The sequence below is a fragment of the Pseudomonas sp. PS01303 genome, assembly GCF_029959385.1.
Lineage (GTDB): Bacteria > Pseudomonadota > Gammaproteobacteria > Pseudomonadales > Pseudomonadaceae > Aquipseudomonas > Aquipseudomonas rustica.
In genome coordinates this window covers 1-14,712 of sequence record NZ_JASCPK010000149.1, presented here as the reverse complement: position 1 = coordinate 14,712, position 14,712 = coordinate 1, and the positions used below count along the sequence as shown (strand labels likewise).

At 60.6% G+C, this 14,712-nt stretch carries 16 protein-coding genes; 8 read left to right on the top strand and 8 right to left on the bottom strand.

Annotation, left to right across the window (positions count from 1 at the left end; genetic code table 11):
• Positions 1-113: 113 nt before the first annotated feature.
• Positions 114-542 carry a nuclear transport factor 2 family protein gene (locus QMX93_RS25995; RefSeq protein ID WP_053119294.1) on the bottom strand — a complete coding sequence of 143 codons (429 nt, stop codon included), beginning with the start codon at positions 540-542 and terminating at the stop codon, positions 114-116.
• A 481-nt stretch (positions 543-1,023) separates the two neighbouring features.
• Here QMX93_RS25995 and QMX93_RS25990 point away from each other — a divergent pair, with 481 nt between their 5' ends.
• The 3 genes from QMX93_RS25990 to QMX93_RS25980 are packed head-to-tail and all read left to right on the top strand — an operon-like array spanning position 1,024 to position 3,405.
• A complete protein-coding gene (locus QMX93_RS25990; RefSeq protein ID WP_282358428.1) occupies positions 1,024-1,470 on the top strand; it encodes an NUDIX hydrolase in 447 nt (148 codons plus the stop codon).
• Between the two features lie 60 nt (positions 1,471-1,530).
• Entirely contained in the window at positions 1,531-2,742 is a 1,212-nt protein-coding gene (locus QMX93_RS25985; RefSeq protein WP_282358427.1) for a helix-turn-helix domain-containing protein, read from the top strand.
• A gap of 30 nt (positions 2,743-2,772) precedes the next feature.
• Positions 2,773-3,405 (top strand): PQQ-binding-like beta-propeller repeat protein, encoded by a 633-nt coding sequence (locus QMX93_RS25980; protein ID WP_282358426.1) that lies wholly within the window; start codon positions 2,773-2,775, stop codon positions 3,403-3,405.
• Between the two features lie 122 nt (positions 3,406-3,527).
• On the opposite strand, the gene QMX93_RS25975 is transcribed toward QMX93_RS25980, so the two are convergent.
• Positions 3,528-4,391 carry a CAP domain-containing protein gene (locus tag QMX93_RS25975; RefSeq protein ID WP_282358425.1) on the bottom strand — a complete coding sequence of 288 codons (864 nt, stop codon included), beginning with the start codon at positions 4,389-4,391 and terminating at the stop codon, positions 3,528-3,530.
• Between the two features lie 210 nt (positions 4,392-4,601).
• A complete protein-coding gene (locus QMX93_RS25970; protein ID WP_282358424.1) occupies positions 4,602-5,372 on the bottom strand; it encodes an alpha/beta fold hydrolase in 771 nt (256 codons plus the stop codon).
• A 112-nt stretch (positions 5,373-5,484) separates the two neighbouring features.
• Between QMX93_RS25970 and QMX93_RS25965 the strand changes: the two genes are divergently transcribed.
• Entirely contained in the window at positions 5,485-6,429 is a 945-nt protein-coding gene (locus QMX93_RS25965) for an aldo/keto reductase (protein ID WP_282358423.1), read from the top strand.
• A 145-nt stretch (positions 6,430-6,574) separates the two neighbouring features.
• Here QMX93_RS25965 and QMX93_RS25960 read toward each other — a convergent pair whose 3' ends face one another.
• Positions 6,575-7,468 carry a LysR family transcriptional regulator gene (locus QMX93_RS25960; RefSeq protein ID WP_053119307.1) on the bottom strand — a complete coding sequence of 298 codons (894 nt, stop codon included), beginning with the start codon at positions 7,466-7,468 and terminating at the stop codon, positions 6,575-6,577.
• A 98-nt stretch (positions 7,469-7,566) separates the two neighbouring features.
• Here QMX93_RS25960 and QMX93_RS25955 point away from each other — a divergent pair, with 98 nt between their 5' ends.
• Positions 7,567-8,043: a cupin domain-containing protein gene (locus QMX93_RS25955; protein WP_282358422.1), complete on the top strand. Its 477-nt coding sequence runs from the start codon at positions 7,567-7,569 to the stop codon at positions 8,041-8,043.
• A gap of 199 nt (positions 8,044-8,242) precedes the next feature.
• Here the strand turns inward: QMX93_RS25955 and paoC are convergent, their stop codons facing one another.
• Genes paoC through paoA form a run of 3 tightly spaced genes read right to left on the bottom strand, consistent with a single transcriptional unit; the run spans position 8,243 to position 12,011 of the window.
• Positions 8,243-10,441, bottom strand: a complete 2,199-nt coding sequence (paoC, locus tag QMX93_RS25950; protein WP_282358421.1) for an aldehyde oxidoreductase molybdenum-binding subunit PaoC — start codon at positions 10,439-10,441, stop codon at positions 8,243-8,245.
• Entirely contained in the window at positions 10,438-11,391 is a 954-nt protein-coding gene (locus tag QMX93_RS25945; protein WP_282358420.1) for a xanthine dehydrogenase family protein subunit M, read from the bottom strand. The genes paoC and QMX93_RS25945 overlap by 4 nt, the downstream gene beginning before the upstream one ends.
• Positions 11,388-12,011: an aldehyde dehydrogenase iron-sulfur subunit PaoA gene (gene paoA / locus QMX93_RS25940; protein ID WP_159812444.1), complete on the bottom strand. Its 624-nt coding sequence runs from the start codon at positions 12,009-12,011 to the stop codon at positions 11,388-11,390. Before paoA ends, QMX93_RS25945 begins: the two co-directional genes overlap by 4 nt.
• A gap of 382 nt (positions 12,012-12,393) precedes the next feature.
• Between paoA and QMX93_RS25935 the strand changes: the two genes are divergently transcribed.
• The gene (locus tag QMX93_RS25935) at positions 12,394-12,597 is read left to right on the top strand and encodes a hypothetical protein (RefSeq protein WP_282358419.1); all 204 of its coding nucleotides are present in this window, start codon (positions 12,394-12,396) and stop codon (positions 12,595-12,597) included.
• Positions 12,598-12,635: 38 nt separating this feature from the next.
• Here the strand turns inward: QMX93_RS25935 and QMX93_RS25930 are convergent, their stop codons facing one another.
• Positions 12,636-12,908, bottom strand: a complete 273-nt coding sequence (locus QMX93_RS25930) for a hypothetical protein (protein ID WP_053119320.1) — start codon at positions 12,906-12,908, stop codon at positions 12,636-12,638.
• Positions 12,909-13,195: 287 nt separating this feature from the next.
• Here QMX93_RS25930 and QMX93_RS25925 point away from each other — a divergent pair, with 287 nt between their 5' ends.
• Positions 13,196-14,278: a hypothetical protein gene (locus QMX93_RS25925; protein ID WP_282358418.1), complete on the top strand. Its 1,083-nt coding sequence runs from the start codon at positions 13,196-13,198 to the stop codon at positions 14,276-14,278.
• 2 nt (positions 14,279-14,280) lie between these two features.
• Positions 14,281-14,634, top strand: coding sequence for a DUF1428 domain-containing protein (locus QMX93_RS25920; RefSeq protein WP_053119325.1), 354 nt, complete (start codon positions 14,281-14,283; stop codon positions 14,632-14,634).
• Positions 14,635-14,712: the final 78 nt, after the last annotated feature.

Here is a 14,712-nt window from a genome sequence, read left to right as displayed (position 1 = left end):
GCCTATGGCTGCTATATTTTTTTATTTTTTATAAATAAAAATTTCGCAGCCTTCGGCAGCTCCTACAGAATTGTTTCGGTGTTCAGACGTTCAGATGTTCAGATGTTCAGATGTCAGGGTTTCGCGGAGGCTAGATAAGCGCCAAGCCGCCGCCCCATTTCCTCGCCCAACGCCTGCAACCCGCTCAACGGCCGCACCATCACTTCAAACTCGACAATCTTCCCTTGCTCATCAAAGCGGATCATGTCGATGCCTTTCAGTTCCTTCGTTCCGACCTTGGCGCTGAACTCCAGAATTACATTCAAACCATCCGCCGTCGCCAGCTCACGGTGATATTCAAAGTCTTGAAACACCTCGAACACCGTATTGAGGATCATCGACACCACCGGCGCGCCAGGGTAGGGCGTGTGCGCCATTGGTGAACGGAATACGGCTTTGGCGTCAAGCAACTCGGGCAGGGCGCTCAAGTTGCCGGTGCGGATCATCTCGTGCCAGCGTTTCAGCGATTCGGCAACGTTGGGCTGCAGGTTCAGCTCGGACATGGATTTACCCCAGAGTTTTTATTGTTTTCGCGCGACCGCAGTCACTCTAGCCTGTAGGAGCTGTCGAGTGAAACGAGGCTGCGATCTTTTGATCTTGATGTTCACCGATCCAGATCAAAAGATCGCAGCCTTAGGCAGCTCCTACAGATCAGATGTCATCTGATACGCTTTTTTCGATTCTATCTGCCTCTGTAACCGGTTCAGTCACCGGCACAAAATACCCCGGCAGTGCGGTCACTCACGGCAGTCCTTCATTCCGAAGCGTCCAGTGCACCGCAAACCCTGCATTGAGGAGAGCTCTATGTTCAAGATGGCGATTTTCCTGGGTGGATTTCTGACACTGACCATTCTGATCGGCGTACTCGCGACAATTTCTCCGGTTTGAAACGCGTCAAGAGTTGATGGCTGATGCCTAGGGGAATACGGCGCGAATCGTGATTTAATGCCGCGCTTTTCCCCCCGCAAATGGACGTCACCCCTCATGGCCGAACCGCGTATCCGTGCCCTCGCACTCTGCGTATTTCATCGCAATGGTCGAATTCTGGTAAACAGTTTTTACGACCCGATCCAGCAACAAACCCTTTTCCGTCCCGTCGGCGGTGGCATCGAATTCGGTGAAACCAGCGCCGAAGCGATCGTGCGTGAGGTGCAGGAAGAATTGACGCAGTCGATCCATGACTTGCGCCTGATTGGCACGCTGGAAAGCCTCTTCGTTTACAACGGCAAGCCTGGGCACGAGATCGTTCAGGTCTACGATGCCTCATTTGACGATGCCGCACTCTACGAACAACCCCATATTCAAGGGCATGAAAGTAACGGCGCACCGTTCACTGCGAGTTGGCATGACAGCTCGAGCTTCAACGAACAATCTCCGTTAGTGCCCAAAGGTTTGCTTGAACTGTTGAAGAAAAACCAATCGCTCAAGTAACCGGTATTAGAATCCCCTGAAGCTCCGACTTTCGGGAACCTCCGCCATGCGTCATTCACCATGGACTCACTGATCACCGCCGCCAGCCGTGCGCTTGCGGCGGGGGATCCGTTGGCGGCGCTGAATTTCGTCGCCCTACGCGAAGACCCGCCGGCGCTGGCGTTGCGCGGTATCGCCATGGCGCAATTGGGCGATCTGCCGCGTGCCAAGGCGTTGTTGCAGCGAGCGGTGAAGGCGTTCGGTCGCAATGAGCCGCTGTCGCGGGCGCGGTGTCTTGTTGCCGAGGCCGAAGTGGCGCTGGCGGCACGCGATCTGGGCTGGCCGGTGCAGGCGCTGGAGGCGGCGCGTCGGTTGCTGGAGGATCACGGCGACCGGCTCAACGCGGCGCACGCGCGTTACTTGCAGATTCGTCGATTGTTGTTGATCGGTGAGCTGGATGACGCTGAACAGTTGCTCGCTGAACAGGATCCTGCACCACTTCCGCCAGCCTTGCGTGCCGCCCATGAACTGGTGGCGGCGGGCATCGCCTTGCGCAGGGTTCAGGCGCACAGGGCGCAGGCGGCACTGGTTCGCGCGCAACACGCGGCGCGGGAGGCTGGCATTGAGGCGTTGAGCGTTGAAGTCGAGCACACCGCGCAAATCCTTGAGGCGCCGGTTGCCAGATTGATCATCAGCGGAAAAGAGCAGCCGCTGAAACTCGCAGAAGTAGAAACCCTGTTCACCTCAAAAACGCTAGTGGTCGACGCTTGCCGCTACAACGTACGCGGTGCCGGCATGACGGTTGCGCTTGCCACCCGCCCGGTGCTGTTCCATCTCGCCCGGTTGCTAGCGGAAGCCTGGCCGGGCGATGTCTCGCGAGAGGCGCTGATTGCCAAGGCTTTCCGTTTGCAACTCAGCGACGAATCGCACCGAGCACGGCTACGCGTTGAAATCGGCCGCTTGCGCTCAGCGCTGCAACCGCTGGCGAACATCCGCGCCACGCCTCGCGGGTTTACGTTGGTGGCCGAAGAGGTGGCGCTGCTGACGTTACCGGTCGAGGACAAACATGCGGCGCTGCTGGCCTTGCTCGCGGATGGCGAGGCGTGGTCGAGTTCAGCACTGGCACTCGCATTGGGCAGCAGCCAGCGCCAAGTGCAACGGGCCTTGGAGGCGTTGGCCTCGGAAGGAAAAATCCAGTCCTTCGGTCTGGGCCGATCACGACGCTGGATGACGCCGCCGGTGCCGGGTTTCGCGACGATCTTGTTACTCCCGGTGTCGCTGGGCAATGGCTAGGCTGGTCTCAACCAACACGAGGAAGCCCCCATGAAACACGCAAACGCAGAAATCCTTCGCGAATATGGCCCGTTCGAAGGCATCGACGGCATCCACGGCGTAACCTTCGACGGTCAGCAAGTCTGGTTCGCCAGCGACGGTCAGCTCAATGCGCTGGATCCGGCCAGCGGCGAAACCGTGCGCATGCTCAAGGTCGGCGCCGACGGTGGCACCGCGTTCGATGGCAAACATCTGTTCCAGATTGCCGACCGCCACATCCACAAAATCGACCCGGCCACGGGGCGCATCCTCAACACCATCGCCGCGCCCGGTGGTGGCAACGATTCCGGCATGGCCTGGGCCGAGGGTTCGTTATGGGTTGGTCAGTATCGCGACCGTAAAATCCATCAGATCAACCCGGAAACCGGCGAGATTTTGCGCACGCTGGAGTCGAACCGCTTTGTCACCGGCGTGACGTGGGTTGATGGCGCGCTGTGGCATGGCACGTGGGAAGGCGAGGAGAGCGAACTGCGGCGGATCGATCCGGGTAACGGTGAGGTACTGGAAAGCCTGACGATGCCCGACGGGACTGGCGTGTCGGGGCTGGAGGCGGATGGCAAGGATCGGTTCTATTGTGGCGGCGGGAATAGCGGGCGGGTGAGGGCGGTGCGTCGGCCCAAATAAATTGAGGGTGGCTGATCTGGCCCCTTCGCGAGCAAGCTCTGCTCCTACGATGATGGTTGATCACCGGAAAATTGTAGGAGCCGGGCTTGCCCGCGAAGAGGCCCTTCAGTTCGACGCAAAAATCAAGGCGCACCAAACAGCATCGTCCAGTAAACCCCTTCATCACTACGCGCCTCGCTGGCAAAACCCGCCCCCACTTGGGTAAACATCGGGTTCATCAAATTGGCGCAATGCCCCGGACTGGCCAGCCACCCGGCCATCGCCTTGCCCGGCGAACTCTGCCCGGCGGCAATGTTTTCACCAATTTGCCGGCCATGATAACCCGCCGCTCTGGCGCGATCCGCCGGCAAATCACCGTCCGGATCACGATGCGCAAAATAATTGCCATAAGCCATGGCCTTACTGTGCCCTTGTGCGGCCGCGCCCAGCGCAGCGTTCCAACTCAGCGGTCGGGCGGCAGCGAAGCGTTGGCGCCCGCACATCCGTGGCCGGGCGCGAGCGGCATTGACCTCGGCCAGCAGCGCTTTGCCGACGCTGCGGTTATCGCCGACACGGTTGTCGAGCACCGGCCGCGCCAGCACCACTTGCCATTCACTGCGCGAACGGCTGATGCCGATGTCGGCGTACTGACTGTCGAGCAATGCGCCGCAGTAGTGGTCTTGTAGCTGGTCGAAGGCTTCGTCGGCATCCTCTGCACCGACGATGCGGATGCTGCGCACCGTCACCGCCGCATATCCGGACGATTTCAGCGCCTCGCGCATGCCGCCGCCGGAGCCATAGCCGATGGGCAGCGCGAGATTATCTTTCAACGCCAGCGGAGCCAGGCGCTGCGCGGGGCGTCGGTCGCAGCGTTGCGGGTGGGCGCGGTAGTCGTTGATGGCCGTGACCAGTTGGCGTTCGGCGCCGGCGTGGGCGGATTGAGCAAACAAAGGCGAAAGCAGCAGGCACAGCGAAACCAGGCGAAGTGGGCGGGCGGTGTGGCGCATGGAGTGGACGGCTCAGGAGAGGAAAAAGCGGCGCGTGTAGGACTGGGGTTTTTGGACTTGGTTCAGGGTGGCAGGTGTGGTTTTTTTCTGGGGTATTGATGTGATTTGGCCGGCCCCTTCGCGAGCAAGCTCTGCTCCTACGGCATGTGTGGAGCTCAAGCCCTTGTAGGAGCAAAGCTTGCTCGCGAAGAGGACCTGGCAACACAAAACTCAGCGATTCAACACATCGCCCATCCACCGCAAATACTCCCCCCGCTCGGAAATCGAGTTATGCCCCGAATCCGGCACCACCTTAAGCACCGCCACCCCCTCGGGAAAATTCCTCAATAGCCGCTCAGTACTGTCCCGCGCAATCACCTCGTCATCACTCGCCGCCAGCAGTAACGTCGGTACGCGAATATGCTCCGCGTATTTGCCTGATTCATAACGATCCTTGAGCAACCACTTCACCGGCACCCACGGATATTGCTTCACGGCGACTTCTTCGAGGCTGTTGTACGGCGTCACCAGAATCAAATTCTGCACCGGCCGTTGACTGGCTAGACGCACCGCAACGCCCGAACCCAGACTACGCCCGATCACCGCCACCTGCGGATGGCTGGCGTACACCTGATCAAACAATGCCAGCGCATCCTCGGCAATTGCCTCCTCGGAAGGCTTGCCGCCACTGCCACCAAACCCTCGATAGTGCAGAAAGTACAGTGCGTAATCCGGGAACGCCGCGGCGAACTCCGGCAGATTGTGCGAGACATCCTCGGCATTGCCGCCGAAATAGATCAGCGCCCGCTGCCCGACACGCTCGCGGGTGGTCACCCAGACGTCGGCATCCGCCATCGACAATTTCAGCCGTGACTCCGCCGACTCCACCGTGCCGGCCTGCGGAAAATAGATCAGCGAGCGCTGAAAAACGAACAGCGCCGCGCACAGCACCAGGTACACAGCGACGATCAATGCGACGAGTAACATCAGGGTTCGGGACATTCGGCTACTTTTAACGGGGTAAGGAAGTCGGCAGTCGCAGTGTAGTCCAGCGATTTCGCCAGACGGTCTGCGCACACAACATGCAACAGATTCACGCAGCAGGGGAACCAGCATGAGCCACACTGAGGGTTACTCCCGTCGCCGATTGCTCACGCTGGCTGCCGGGGTTTCGGCAGTCTTCACTTTTGATCGGGCGTTGGCCACTGCCGCGCCACCCGCGACTATCCGAGGCCAAGCCATGCAGACCCGCGCCATCCCCTCCAGCTCCGAGTCATTGCCCCTGGTCGGTCTGGGCACGTATCGCGGATTCGACGTCGCGCCGGGCGACCCGGCTTATCGGCAACTGCCGGCGGTGCTCGATGAGCTGTTCACCAAGGGTGGCACGGTGATCGACAGCTCACCCATGTATGGCCGCGCCGAGCAGACCACCGGCGAACTGCTGTCGATCCATGAACCGCGTTCGCCGGCGTTTCTGGCGACCAAGGTGTGGGTACGCGGGCGCGAGGAAGGCATCGCACAGATGGAGCAGTCGTTCAGCCTGCTGCGCACCGAGCGCATCGACCTGATGCAGATCCACAACCTGCTCGACTGGCAAACCCACCTGCCGACCCTGCGCGAATGGAAAGAGCAAGGGCGCATCCGCTACATCGGTATCACCCATTACACGTCCTCGGCCTATGACGAAGTCGAAGCGGTGCTGAAGGCTGAACAACTGGATTTTCTGCAAATCAGCTACGCCCTCGATGATCGAGGTGTGGAGAAACGTATCCTGCCGCTGTGCCGCGAGCGCGGGGTGGCGGTGATCTGCAATCGGCCGTTTGGTGGCGGTGCTTTGCTGGGCCGGCTCAAGGGCAAACCGTTGCCGGCGTGGGTGTCGGACGTCCAGGTCAACAGCTGGCCGCAACTGGCGCTGAAGTTTCTGCTGGCGCATCCGGCGGTGACCTGTGTGATTCCGGGGACGAGCAATCCGCGTTATATGGCCGACAACGTCAGGGCCGGATTCGGGCCGATGCTCACCGATGCGCAGCGGCATCAGTTGATTGCGTTGGTGGGTTAGTCCGTGGCGATATCCAGCTTTCGACGAATCTTGCAGGAGCCGAGCTTGCTCGCGAAAGCGGTGTATCAGTCAGCGAAAATATCGACTGATATGGCCTCTTCGCGAGCAAGCTCTGCTCCTGCATTAAGCAGGTTGGCGGTTGGGGTCAGGGGCGATAGCGCAACGCCTCCAGCAACAACGCAAATGCCGGTGCCGCCTGACGCCGGCTCGGGTAGTAGAGGTGATACCCGGCGAATGTCGGGCACCAATCCTCAAGCACTTGCTGCAAGCGACCATCGGCGAGATACGGGGCGACGATGTTCTCCGGGATGTAGCTCAAACCGAAACCATCCAGCGCCGCATCAAGTAACGGGTAGACGCCGTTCAACGTGATTTGCCCGGATACTCGCACCTTAAGGCTTTCGCCATCCCTCTCGAACTCCCAGCTATACAGCCCGCCGTTGGTGGGCAGGCGCAAGTTGTTGCAGCTGTGGTCGGTCAGGTCGCGCGGGGTTTGCGGGGCGGGGCAGCGGGCGAAATACGCGGGCGAGCCAACCACCGCCATGCGCATGTCCGGGCCGATGCGCGTGGCGATCATGCCTTGCGCAACGTCTTCGCCCAACCGAATGCCGGCGTCGAAGCCCTGGCCGGCGATGTCGACGAAACCATAATCACAGCTGACTTCGACGGCGATGTCGGGGTATTTGGGCAGGAATTCCTTGAGTACCGGGCGCAGCAGCCAGTCCAGCGAATGGTCAGTGGCGTTGATGCGGATTTTGCCCGCCGGGGTTTCGCGCAGGTTGCTCAGGGCTGCCAGTTCCACTTCGATCTCTTCGAAGCGCGGGCCGATGGTTTGCAGCAGGTGCTCGCCGGCCTCGGTGGGCGAGACGCTGCGTGTGGTGCGCGTCAACAGGCGCAGGCCAAGGCGCGCCTCGAGGGCGCGAATGGTGTGGCTCAGCGCCGATTGCGAGACGCCGAGCTTGGCGGCAGCTTTGGTGAAGCTGCGTTCGCGGGCCACGGCGAGGAAGGCGAGCAGGTCGGTGGCGTTTTCCCGAAGCATTGATGAGTGTCTCGCATAAGTTTTTTCGAATTCTAGTCGATTATCTGAAGAGTGCGGGTCGGTAAAGTGATGGCATTGATTCTCTGGAGGAACTTGCCATGAACCCGATTGCTGCTTCTGCTCTGACCCTGTCCCTATTGGCAGGTGAAGTGCAGGCCAATGAAAATCCTCGCGTGAGCGTTACGCCGAACGGCTCGCAACCTTCGGCCCGTGGCTCGGCGGATTGGTTCACCGGCACCGTGCGCGTTGATGCACCGTTCAAGGGATCTGATGAAGCGCGGGTCAGTGGCGCGACGGTGACGTTCGAGCCGGGCGCACGCACGGCGTGGCACACCCATCCGCTGGGGCAGACATTGATCGTTACCGCCGGGGCGGGTTTCGTGCAGGAATGGGGACAACCGGTACGCGAGATTCGCCCGGGGGATACTGTATGGATCGCGCCGGGTGCCAAACATTGGCACGGGGCGGCGCCAACCACGGCGATGACGCATATCGCGATTGCGGAAGTGCTTGATGGCAAGGTGGTGGAGTGGATGGAGCAGGTGAGCGCTGAGCAATACCCGCGATCCGAGTAGAGCCTTTTCCCCTCACCCCAGCCCTCTCCCGGGGGGAGAGGGGGCCGACCGAGGTGTCTCGCGAGTTGCATCGACCTGAAAAACCCCATCGATTATGGATTTAAAGCAGTACGTTCAAGTCGATGCATTTCGCCAATATCCCCCAATCAGTCCCCTCTCCCTTTGGGAGAGGGCTAGGGTGAGGGGCTCTTTCAGGCGTTTAAATCATCTCCGGCAACGACGACAGAATTTTATCCAGCGTAATCGGATACTCCCGCACCCGCGCGCCCGTGGCGTTATAGATCGCATTCGCCACCGCCGCACTCACCCCGCAAATGCCCAACTCACCGACACCCTTGGCCTTCATCGGCGAAGAAATCGGATCGGTCTCATCAAGAAAAATCACCTCCTGATGCGGAATGTCGGCATGCACCGGCACTTCATATCCCGCCAGATCATGGTTAACAAAAAAACCGAGTTTCTTGTCGATCGACAGTTCTTCCATCAACGCCGCACCGACGCCCATGGTCATCGCGCCGATCACCTGACTGCGCGCCGCTTTCGGGTTAAGAATCCGTCCCGCCGCACACACCGCGAGCATGCGCCGCACGCGGATTTCGCCAGTCGCCGCGTCCACAGCCACCTCAACGAAATGCGCACCAAACGTCGACTGCTGATATTGCTTGGCAAGGTCGGCAAATTCGATGCTGTCCTCGGCCACTAACACGCCGTTTTGCGCAGCATTACGCAGCGGCACACGCTTGTCGCCGACGCGCACTTCACCGTCGACAAACTCAGCCTGATCCGCCGCCAACCCGAGCTTGCCCGTCACGGCCTCGCGCAGTTTCATGCACGCGGCATACACCCCGGCGGTCGAGCAGTTGGCACCGAATTGGCCGCCAGAACCCGACGAAACCGGGAAGCTCGAATCGCCCAGGTGCACCGTCACGTCCTTCAAACCCACGCCCATCATCTCGGCGGCTGTCTGCGCGATGATCGTGTAGCTGCCGGTACCGATGTCGGTCATGTCGGTTTCCACGGTGACTTTGCCGTCGCGCTCCAGCTTCACCCGCGCGCCCGATTTGACCAGCAGGTTGTTACGGATCGCCGCCGCCACGCCCATGCCGATCAGCCAGCGACCTTCGCGGCGGGTGCCCGGCTGAGCATTGCGCTGGCTCCAGCCGAACTTTTCGGCGCCGGTTTGCAGACATTCGATCAAGCGGCGCTGGGAAAACGGCCGCTCGGTTTTGACCGGATCGACCTGAGTGTCGTTGAGGATGCGGAACTGGATCGGATCAAGTTTCAGCTGCTCGGCCATTTCGTCCATGGCGATTTCCAGCACCATCAGTCCGGGCGTTTCGCCGGGGGCGCGCATGGAATTGCCTTCGGGTAGATCAAGCGGCGCGAGGCGCATCGTGACCAGACGATTTTCAGCGGCGTAGAGCAATTGACTCGGCTGCGCCGCGACCTCGACTTTGCCGTCCTCCAGGTTGCCCGACCAGCCTTCGTGGGCGATTGCCGTGAGTTTGCCGTCCGCCGTCGCGCCCATGCGAATGCGCTGAATAGTGGCGGGGCGGTGGGTGGTGTTGTTGGCCATTTGCGGGCGGGCGAGGGCGACTTTCACCGGTCTGCCAGCCATCCGTGCGCCGAGTGCAGCGAGGATGGAGTCGGCGCGGATGAACAGTTTGCCGCCGAATCCGCCGCCAATGTACGGCGAAATCAGGCGGACTTTTTCCTTCGGCAAACCGAGGGTGGTGGCGATATCGTCGACGCTCCAGGCGATCATCTGATTGGACGTCCACAGCGTCAGCTCATCGCCTTTCCACGCGGCCAATGTGGCGTGCGGTTCCATCATTGCGTGGGACTGATCCGGCGTCGTGTAGGTCTGATCGAACTGCACTGGTGCGGCTTCGAACGCCTTGGCGAAATCACCGTGGCTGACGTCGGGCAGTTCTTCTTTCGGCTCGACGCCTTTGTCGCGCACGCTGGCCAGATCGAACTCACCAGTGGCCGCTACATAATCAACCTTGACCATTTGCGCGGCGGCGCGCGCCTGTTCGAAAGTCTCGGCAACTACCAAAGCGACAGCCTGGTGATAGTGCTGAATCTCCGGCCCGGCGAGCAGGTGCGCGGCGTTGTATTTGCCCTTGCCGAGTTTGCCCGCGTTGGCGGCAGTGACGATCGCCAGCACGCCCGGCGCGGCTTTCGCGTCTTCAAGGTCGATGTTGTGGATCCGACCCTTGGCAATGGCTGAGCCGACCATGAAGCCGTAAGCCTGATTGGCCACTGCCTCGTGTTGCTCGTAGGCGTACGGCGCCTGACCGCTGGTTTTCAGTGGGCCTTCGACACGGTCGGTGGGTTTGCCGATGACCTTTAACTGGTCGATCGGGTTGGTGGTCGCGGGCGTGTCGAATTTCATGCTTCTTCCCTCGCTTGCGCCAACACCGAACCGAGCGTGCGCTCGACCAGGGTCAGTTTGAATTGGTTGTCGTGGGTCGGCGTCGCGCCATCGAGCAGGCGTGCGCTGACGGCTTTTGCGCCGTCGGGCAGCAGCGCTTCCGCGGCTTCGACACGCCACGGTTTCGGCGCGATCCCGCCGACAGCGATGCGGCCGCTGCCGTCCTTTTGCAGAATCAGGCCGACCGAGACCAGCGCAAAGGCGTACGACGAGCGATCGCGCACCTTGTGATAAATGTGCGTGCCGCCGACGGGGGCAGGCAGGGTCACGGCGGTGATGAATTCGCCGGGCATCAGGCTGGTTTCAATGTTCGGCGTGTTGCCGGGCAACTGATGAAAATCGGCCATGGCGATGCTGCGGGTGCTGCCGTCGGGCTTCACCGTTTCGATCTGTGCATCGAGGGCGCGCATGGCGATGGCCATATCGCTCGGGTGCGTGGCAATGCAGGCGTCGCTGACGCCGATGATCCCCAGTTGCCGACTGACCCCGCCAATTGCCGCGCAACCACTGCCGGGTTGGCGTTTATTGCAGGCCTGATTGGTGTCATAGAAGTATGGGCAACGTGTGCGTTGCAGCAGATTGCCGGCAGTGGTCGCCATGTTGCGCAATTGGCCGGAGGCGCCGGCGAGCAAGGCGCGGGAGAGCAAAGCGTAATCCTTGCGCACGCGGCTGTCGGCAGCCAGATCGGTGTTGCGCACCAGCGCGCCGATGCGCAAACCACCCTCGGGCGTGGCTTCGATCTGATCCAGACCCAAGTGATTGACGTCGATCAGGTGCAGCGGTGTTTCGATGTCGAGCTTCATCAAGTCCAGCAGATTGGTGCCGCCGGCAATGAACTTGGCGCCTTCAATCTGCGCCGCTTGTGCAGCGGCAGCGGGGGAGTCGGCGCGGCTGTAATTGAACGGTCTCATGCCGGCACCTCCGCGACTTCAGTCATGGCTTCGATGATGTTTGAGTACGCGCCGCAGCGGCAGATATTGCCGCTCATGCGCTCCTGAAATTCACTGGCGATCAGTTGCGGGGAATCCGTCAGGCTGGGGCTGACATGGCTGGGAATGCCATCGCGGATTTCTTTGATAACTGACACTGCCGAGCAGATTTGCCCGGGCGTGCAATAGCCGCACTGATAACCGTCGTGCTTGATGAACGCGGCTTGCATCGGGTGCAACTGGTCGGGCATGCCGAGGCCTTCGATGGTGGTGATTTCACTGCCTTCGTGCATCACCGCCAGGGTCAGGCAAGAGTTGATTCGCCGACCATCGGCAATCACCGTGCAGGCGCCGCACTGGCCGTGGTCGCAGCCTTTTTTGCTGCCGGTCAGGTGCAGGTGTTCGCGCAGGGCGTCGAGCAGAGTGGTGCGGTTGTCGACCTCCAGCGCCTGGGGTTTGCCGTTGACTTGAATTGTCACTTTGCTCATGGCGGGTTGCTCCAGGTTGGCCGCATAGGCCTTGAGGCTGATAAACGGGGGCATCGCGAAGGCTGTCGCGGTCACGGCGCCGAGGATTAAAAATCTGCGTCGGGAAATCGTCATGGTTCGATTCCTTGTCTCTCTCAATCAGGGCAGCGGGGTTGCGAATGGCCCAAACGGGCAGCCAGCGTGATCGCCGGTCTCGTTAAGGAGTGACCGCGGGGGGGAGGGAAAGGTTTTGTTGGATTTGCGCTGATGATCAATTCGGATTTTGCGGGGCTGTAGGGGCCTCTTCGCGAGCAAGCCCGCTCCCACAGGGGGAATGCATTTTAAATGTGGGAGCGGGCTTGCTCGCGGAGAGGCCGGCACGACAAACGGTCGATAGTGGCCACTGAATCAACACGGTTTTGTCCGGTCGTATCTGCGGCTACGCGCACCGTGTCCTGAAGGCAAGGGCAGCGTGGCCGAATCCGTCGTCAAGACCTTGGTTTTAGGGAAGTGTTGAATGAAGCGCGCTACAACGATATTGCTGACCGTGACCGCCGCCGTTTTGCTCGGTGGTTGTGTGGCGGATTTTGATGATGACCATCGCCATGGCCGGCACTACGACCGCGATCATGGCCGTGATTACGACCATGACCGGCGCTGGGACGATCGCGATGATCACCGCGACGGCCGTCGCTACTACCGTGATCGCGATGATGATTGATTGAATGAAAAAGGGCGCCCCACGGGACGCCCTTGTTGTTAAAAGTGAGCGCTCGCCTGGACGCGGGATCGCGTAGGCACGGAGGCCTCGATGTCCAGCAAATGGGTGGCGAGAATGTCGCTCAGAAAGCGGAACTGATCGTTGATGCCGACCACTTCATTGCTGAAGTGATTGATCGCGGCGGGCATCAGCAGATCTTCGAAAGCTTCGTTGAACACCAGCGCCTGCGTCTTGTGCGACACGTAGTGCTGGTCGTAGTAGTTGCTGCCGAACACCGGGAAACTCACGGAGAGTGTGATGGTGTGAATCATGATGTGAACTCCTCGTTGCGTCTCGGATGTGGCAATCGTGCCTTTGATGGGCGGTGGGCGGAAGGCAATCGTGGCGATGGTGGATATCGATGGCAGTGATGGTTGCGGTTTTGTGGTGAATTTGCTGGCCCCATCGCGAGCAGGCTCACTCCTACAATTTGAAATGCATTCCCCTGTAGGAGTGAGCCTGCTCGCGATAGCGTCCGTCTTGTTACAACCAGACCAACGGCCCACCACCCGCACCTATACTCAAATCTGCCTCTTCCTGTTCAAAGGGCTCCACCACCGTGAACCTGCGTGCGCTGCTCGTCGCCGCACTGTTTCTGCTGGCCGGCTGCGCCACGTCGGCCCGCGCCCCGGTGTCAGCGCCTAAAGCCGTGTTCGTCTCGCCTGCAACCTGGCAGCAGATCGACCGCGAGATCGTCAGCGCCTCTCAGCAGGCCACCGAGCAGGTCAAGCTGTTTGCCCGCGGTTCGATGGAACATTGGCGCATTCGCGTCTATGAGCAAACTGAAGAAAATTTCATCCCGTGGTTCAGCAGCTACTGGACGCAGGAATGGCTGTCGATGAAGGTCAGTTGGTACACCGTCAGTGCCGGTGGCGAACAGGACGCTTCCGCCAAGCGTCTGGCGGCGTATCTGCTTGAGCAGTATCAGAAAAAAGTGCTGGCGCCGGTGGCGGTGGAGGTCGACCCGGACGCGATTCTCGGTCAGGCCACGGCGTTCTATGCGCAGTTGATGGCCCAGCAGATGCCGCTCATCGCCCAGCGTCATGGCGTGCCGGTTGCTCAGCTTAATGGGCGGTTGCAGAAGATTCCGGCGATCGCGCTCGGCCCTCCGCCAGCGCGCGATGCTTCGTTGTATCAAGTCATCAGCACCGAGCCGCTGAACACGCTGCCGGCGTATGCCGCGCTCATCGACAAGATCCATACCGACGGCGGCGCCAAGGGGATTGCTTCTACTGACGCCGGCATGGCGCCGGTGGCCAAACGCGCGAGTCAGCGCATGGAAGCGGAGATGGCCCCGCGCGGAGCTGCCAGCGCCGTGGCAGCCGCCGCCGGTAAATTGGCCGGTGGCCTGATTTCGGTGGGTGTCGCGGGGATCCGCGCGATCATTCAGGCCAACGATCGCCCCGACAGCGAAGCGTTGATCCGTAACAGTCTCGGCAGCACCTTTGATAAGGCCTGGCTGAAACTGGTGCAGAACCCGACGACCGGCGTCATGGCCGGCACGCTGCACATGGCCGGTCAGGTCGAACGCAATCTGGGTGCGCGGGAGGAACCGTCGGTCGGCTTGGGCGTGAACCGTGTCGAATGGCAGCCGCCGGATTCGACTACTCAGCAGATCGAACCCAACGTACAAGGAGAATGATCATGGCTTACATCGATATTTTCGTTGCGCCTGTACCGACTGCCAATCGCGAACAGTACAAACAACACTGCGTGATCGCGGCAAAACTGTTCAAGGAATACGGTGCGCTCAGCGTGGCTGAATGCTGGGGCGATGACGTGCCGGACGGCAAGCTCACGTCGTTCCCGATGGCGGTAAAACTCAAGGAAGGCGAAACCGTAGTGTCTGGCTGGCTGATCTGGCCGGACAAAGCCACCCGCGATGCCGGCATGGCAAAAATGATGGAAGACCCGCGCATGCAACCCGACGTCAACCCGATGCCGTTTGATGGGCAGCGCATGATCTACGGCGGCTTCCAATACCTCCTTGAACCTTGACCCCACACCATCCCCTGTAGGAGCTGCGGCACGCTGCGATCTTTTGATCTTTTTTTACAATCAAGATCAAAAGATCGC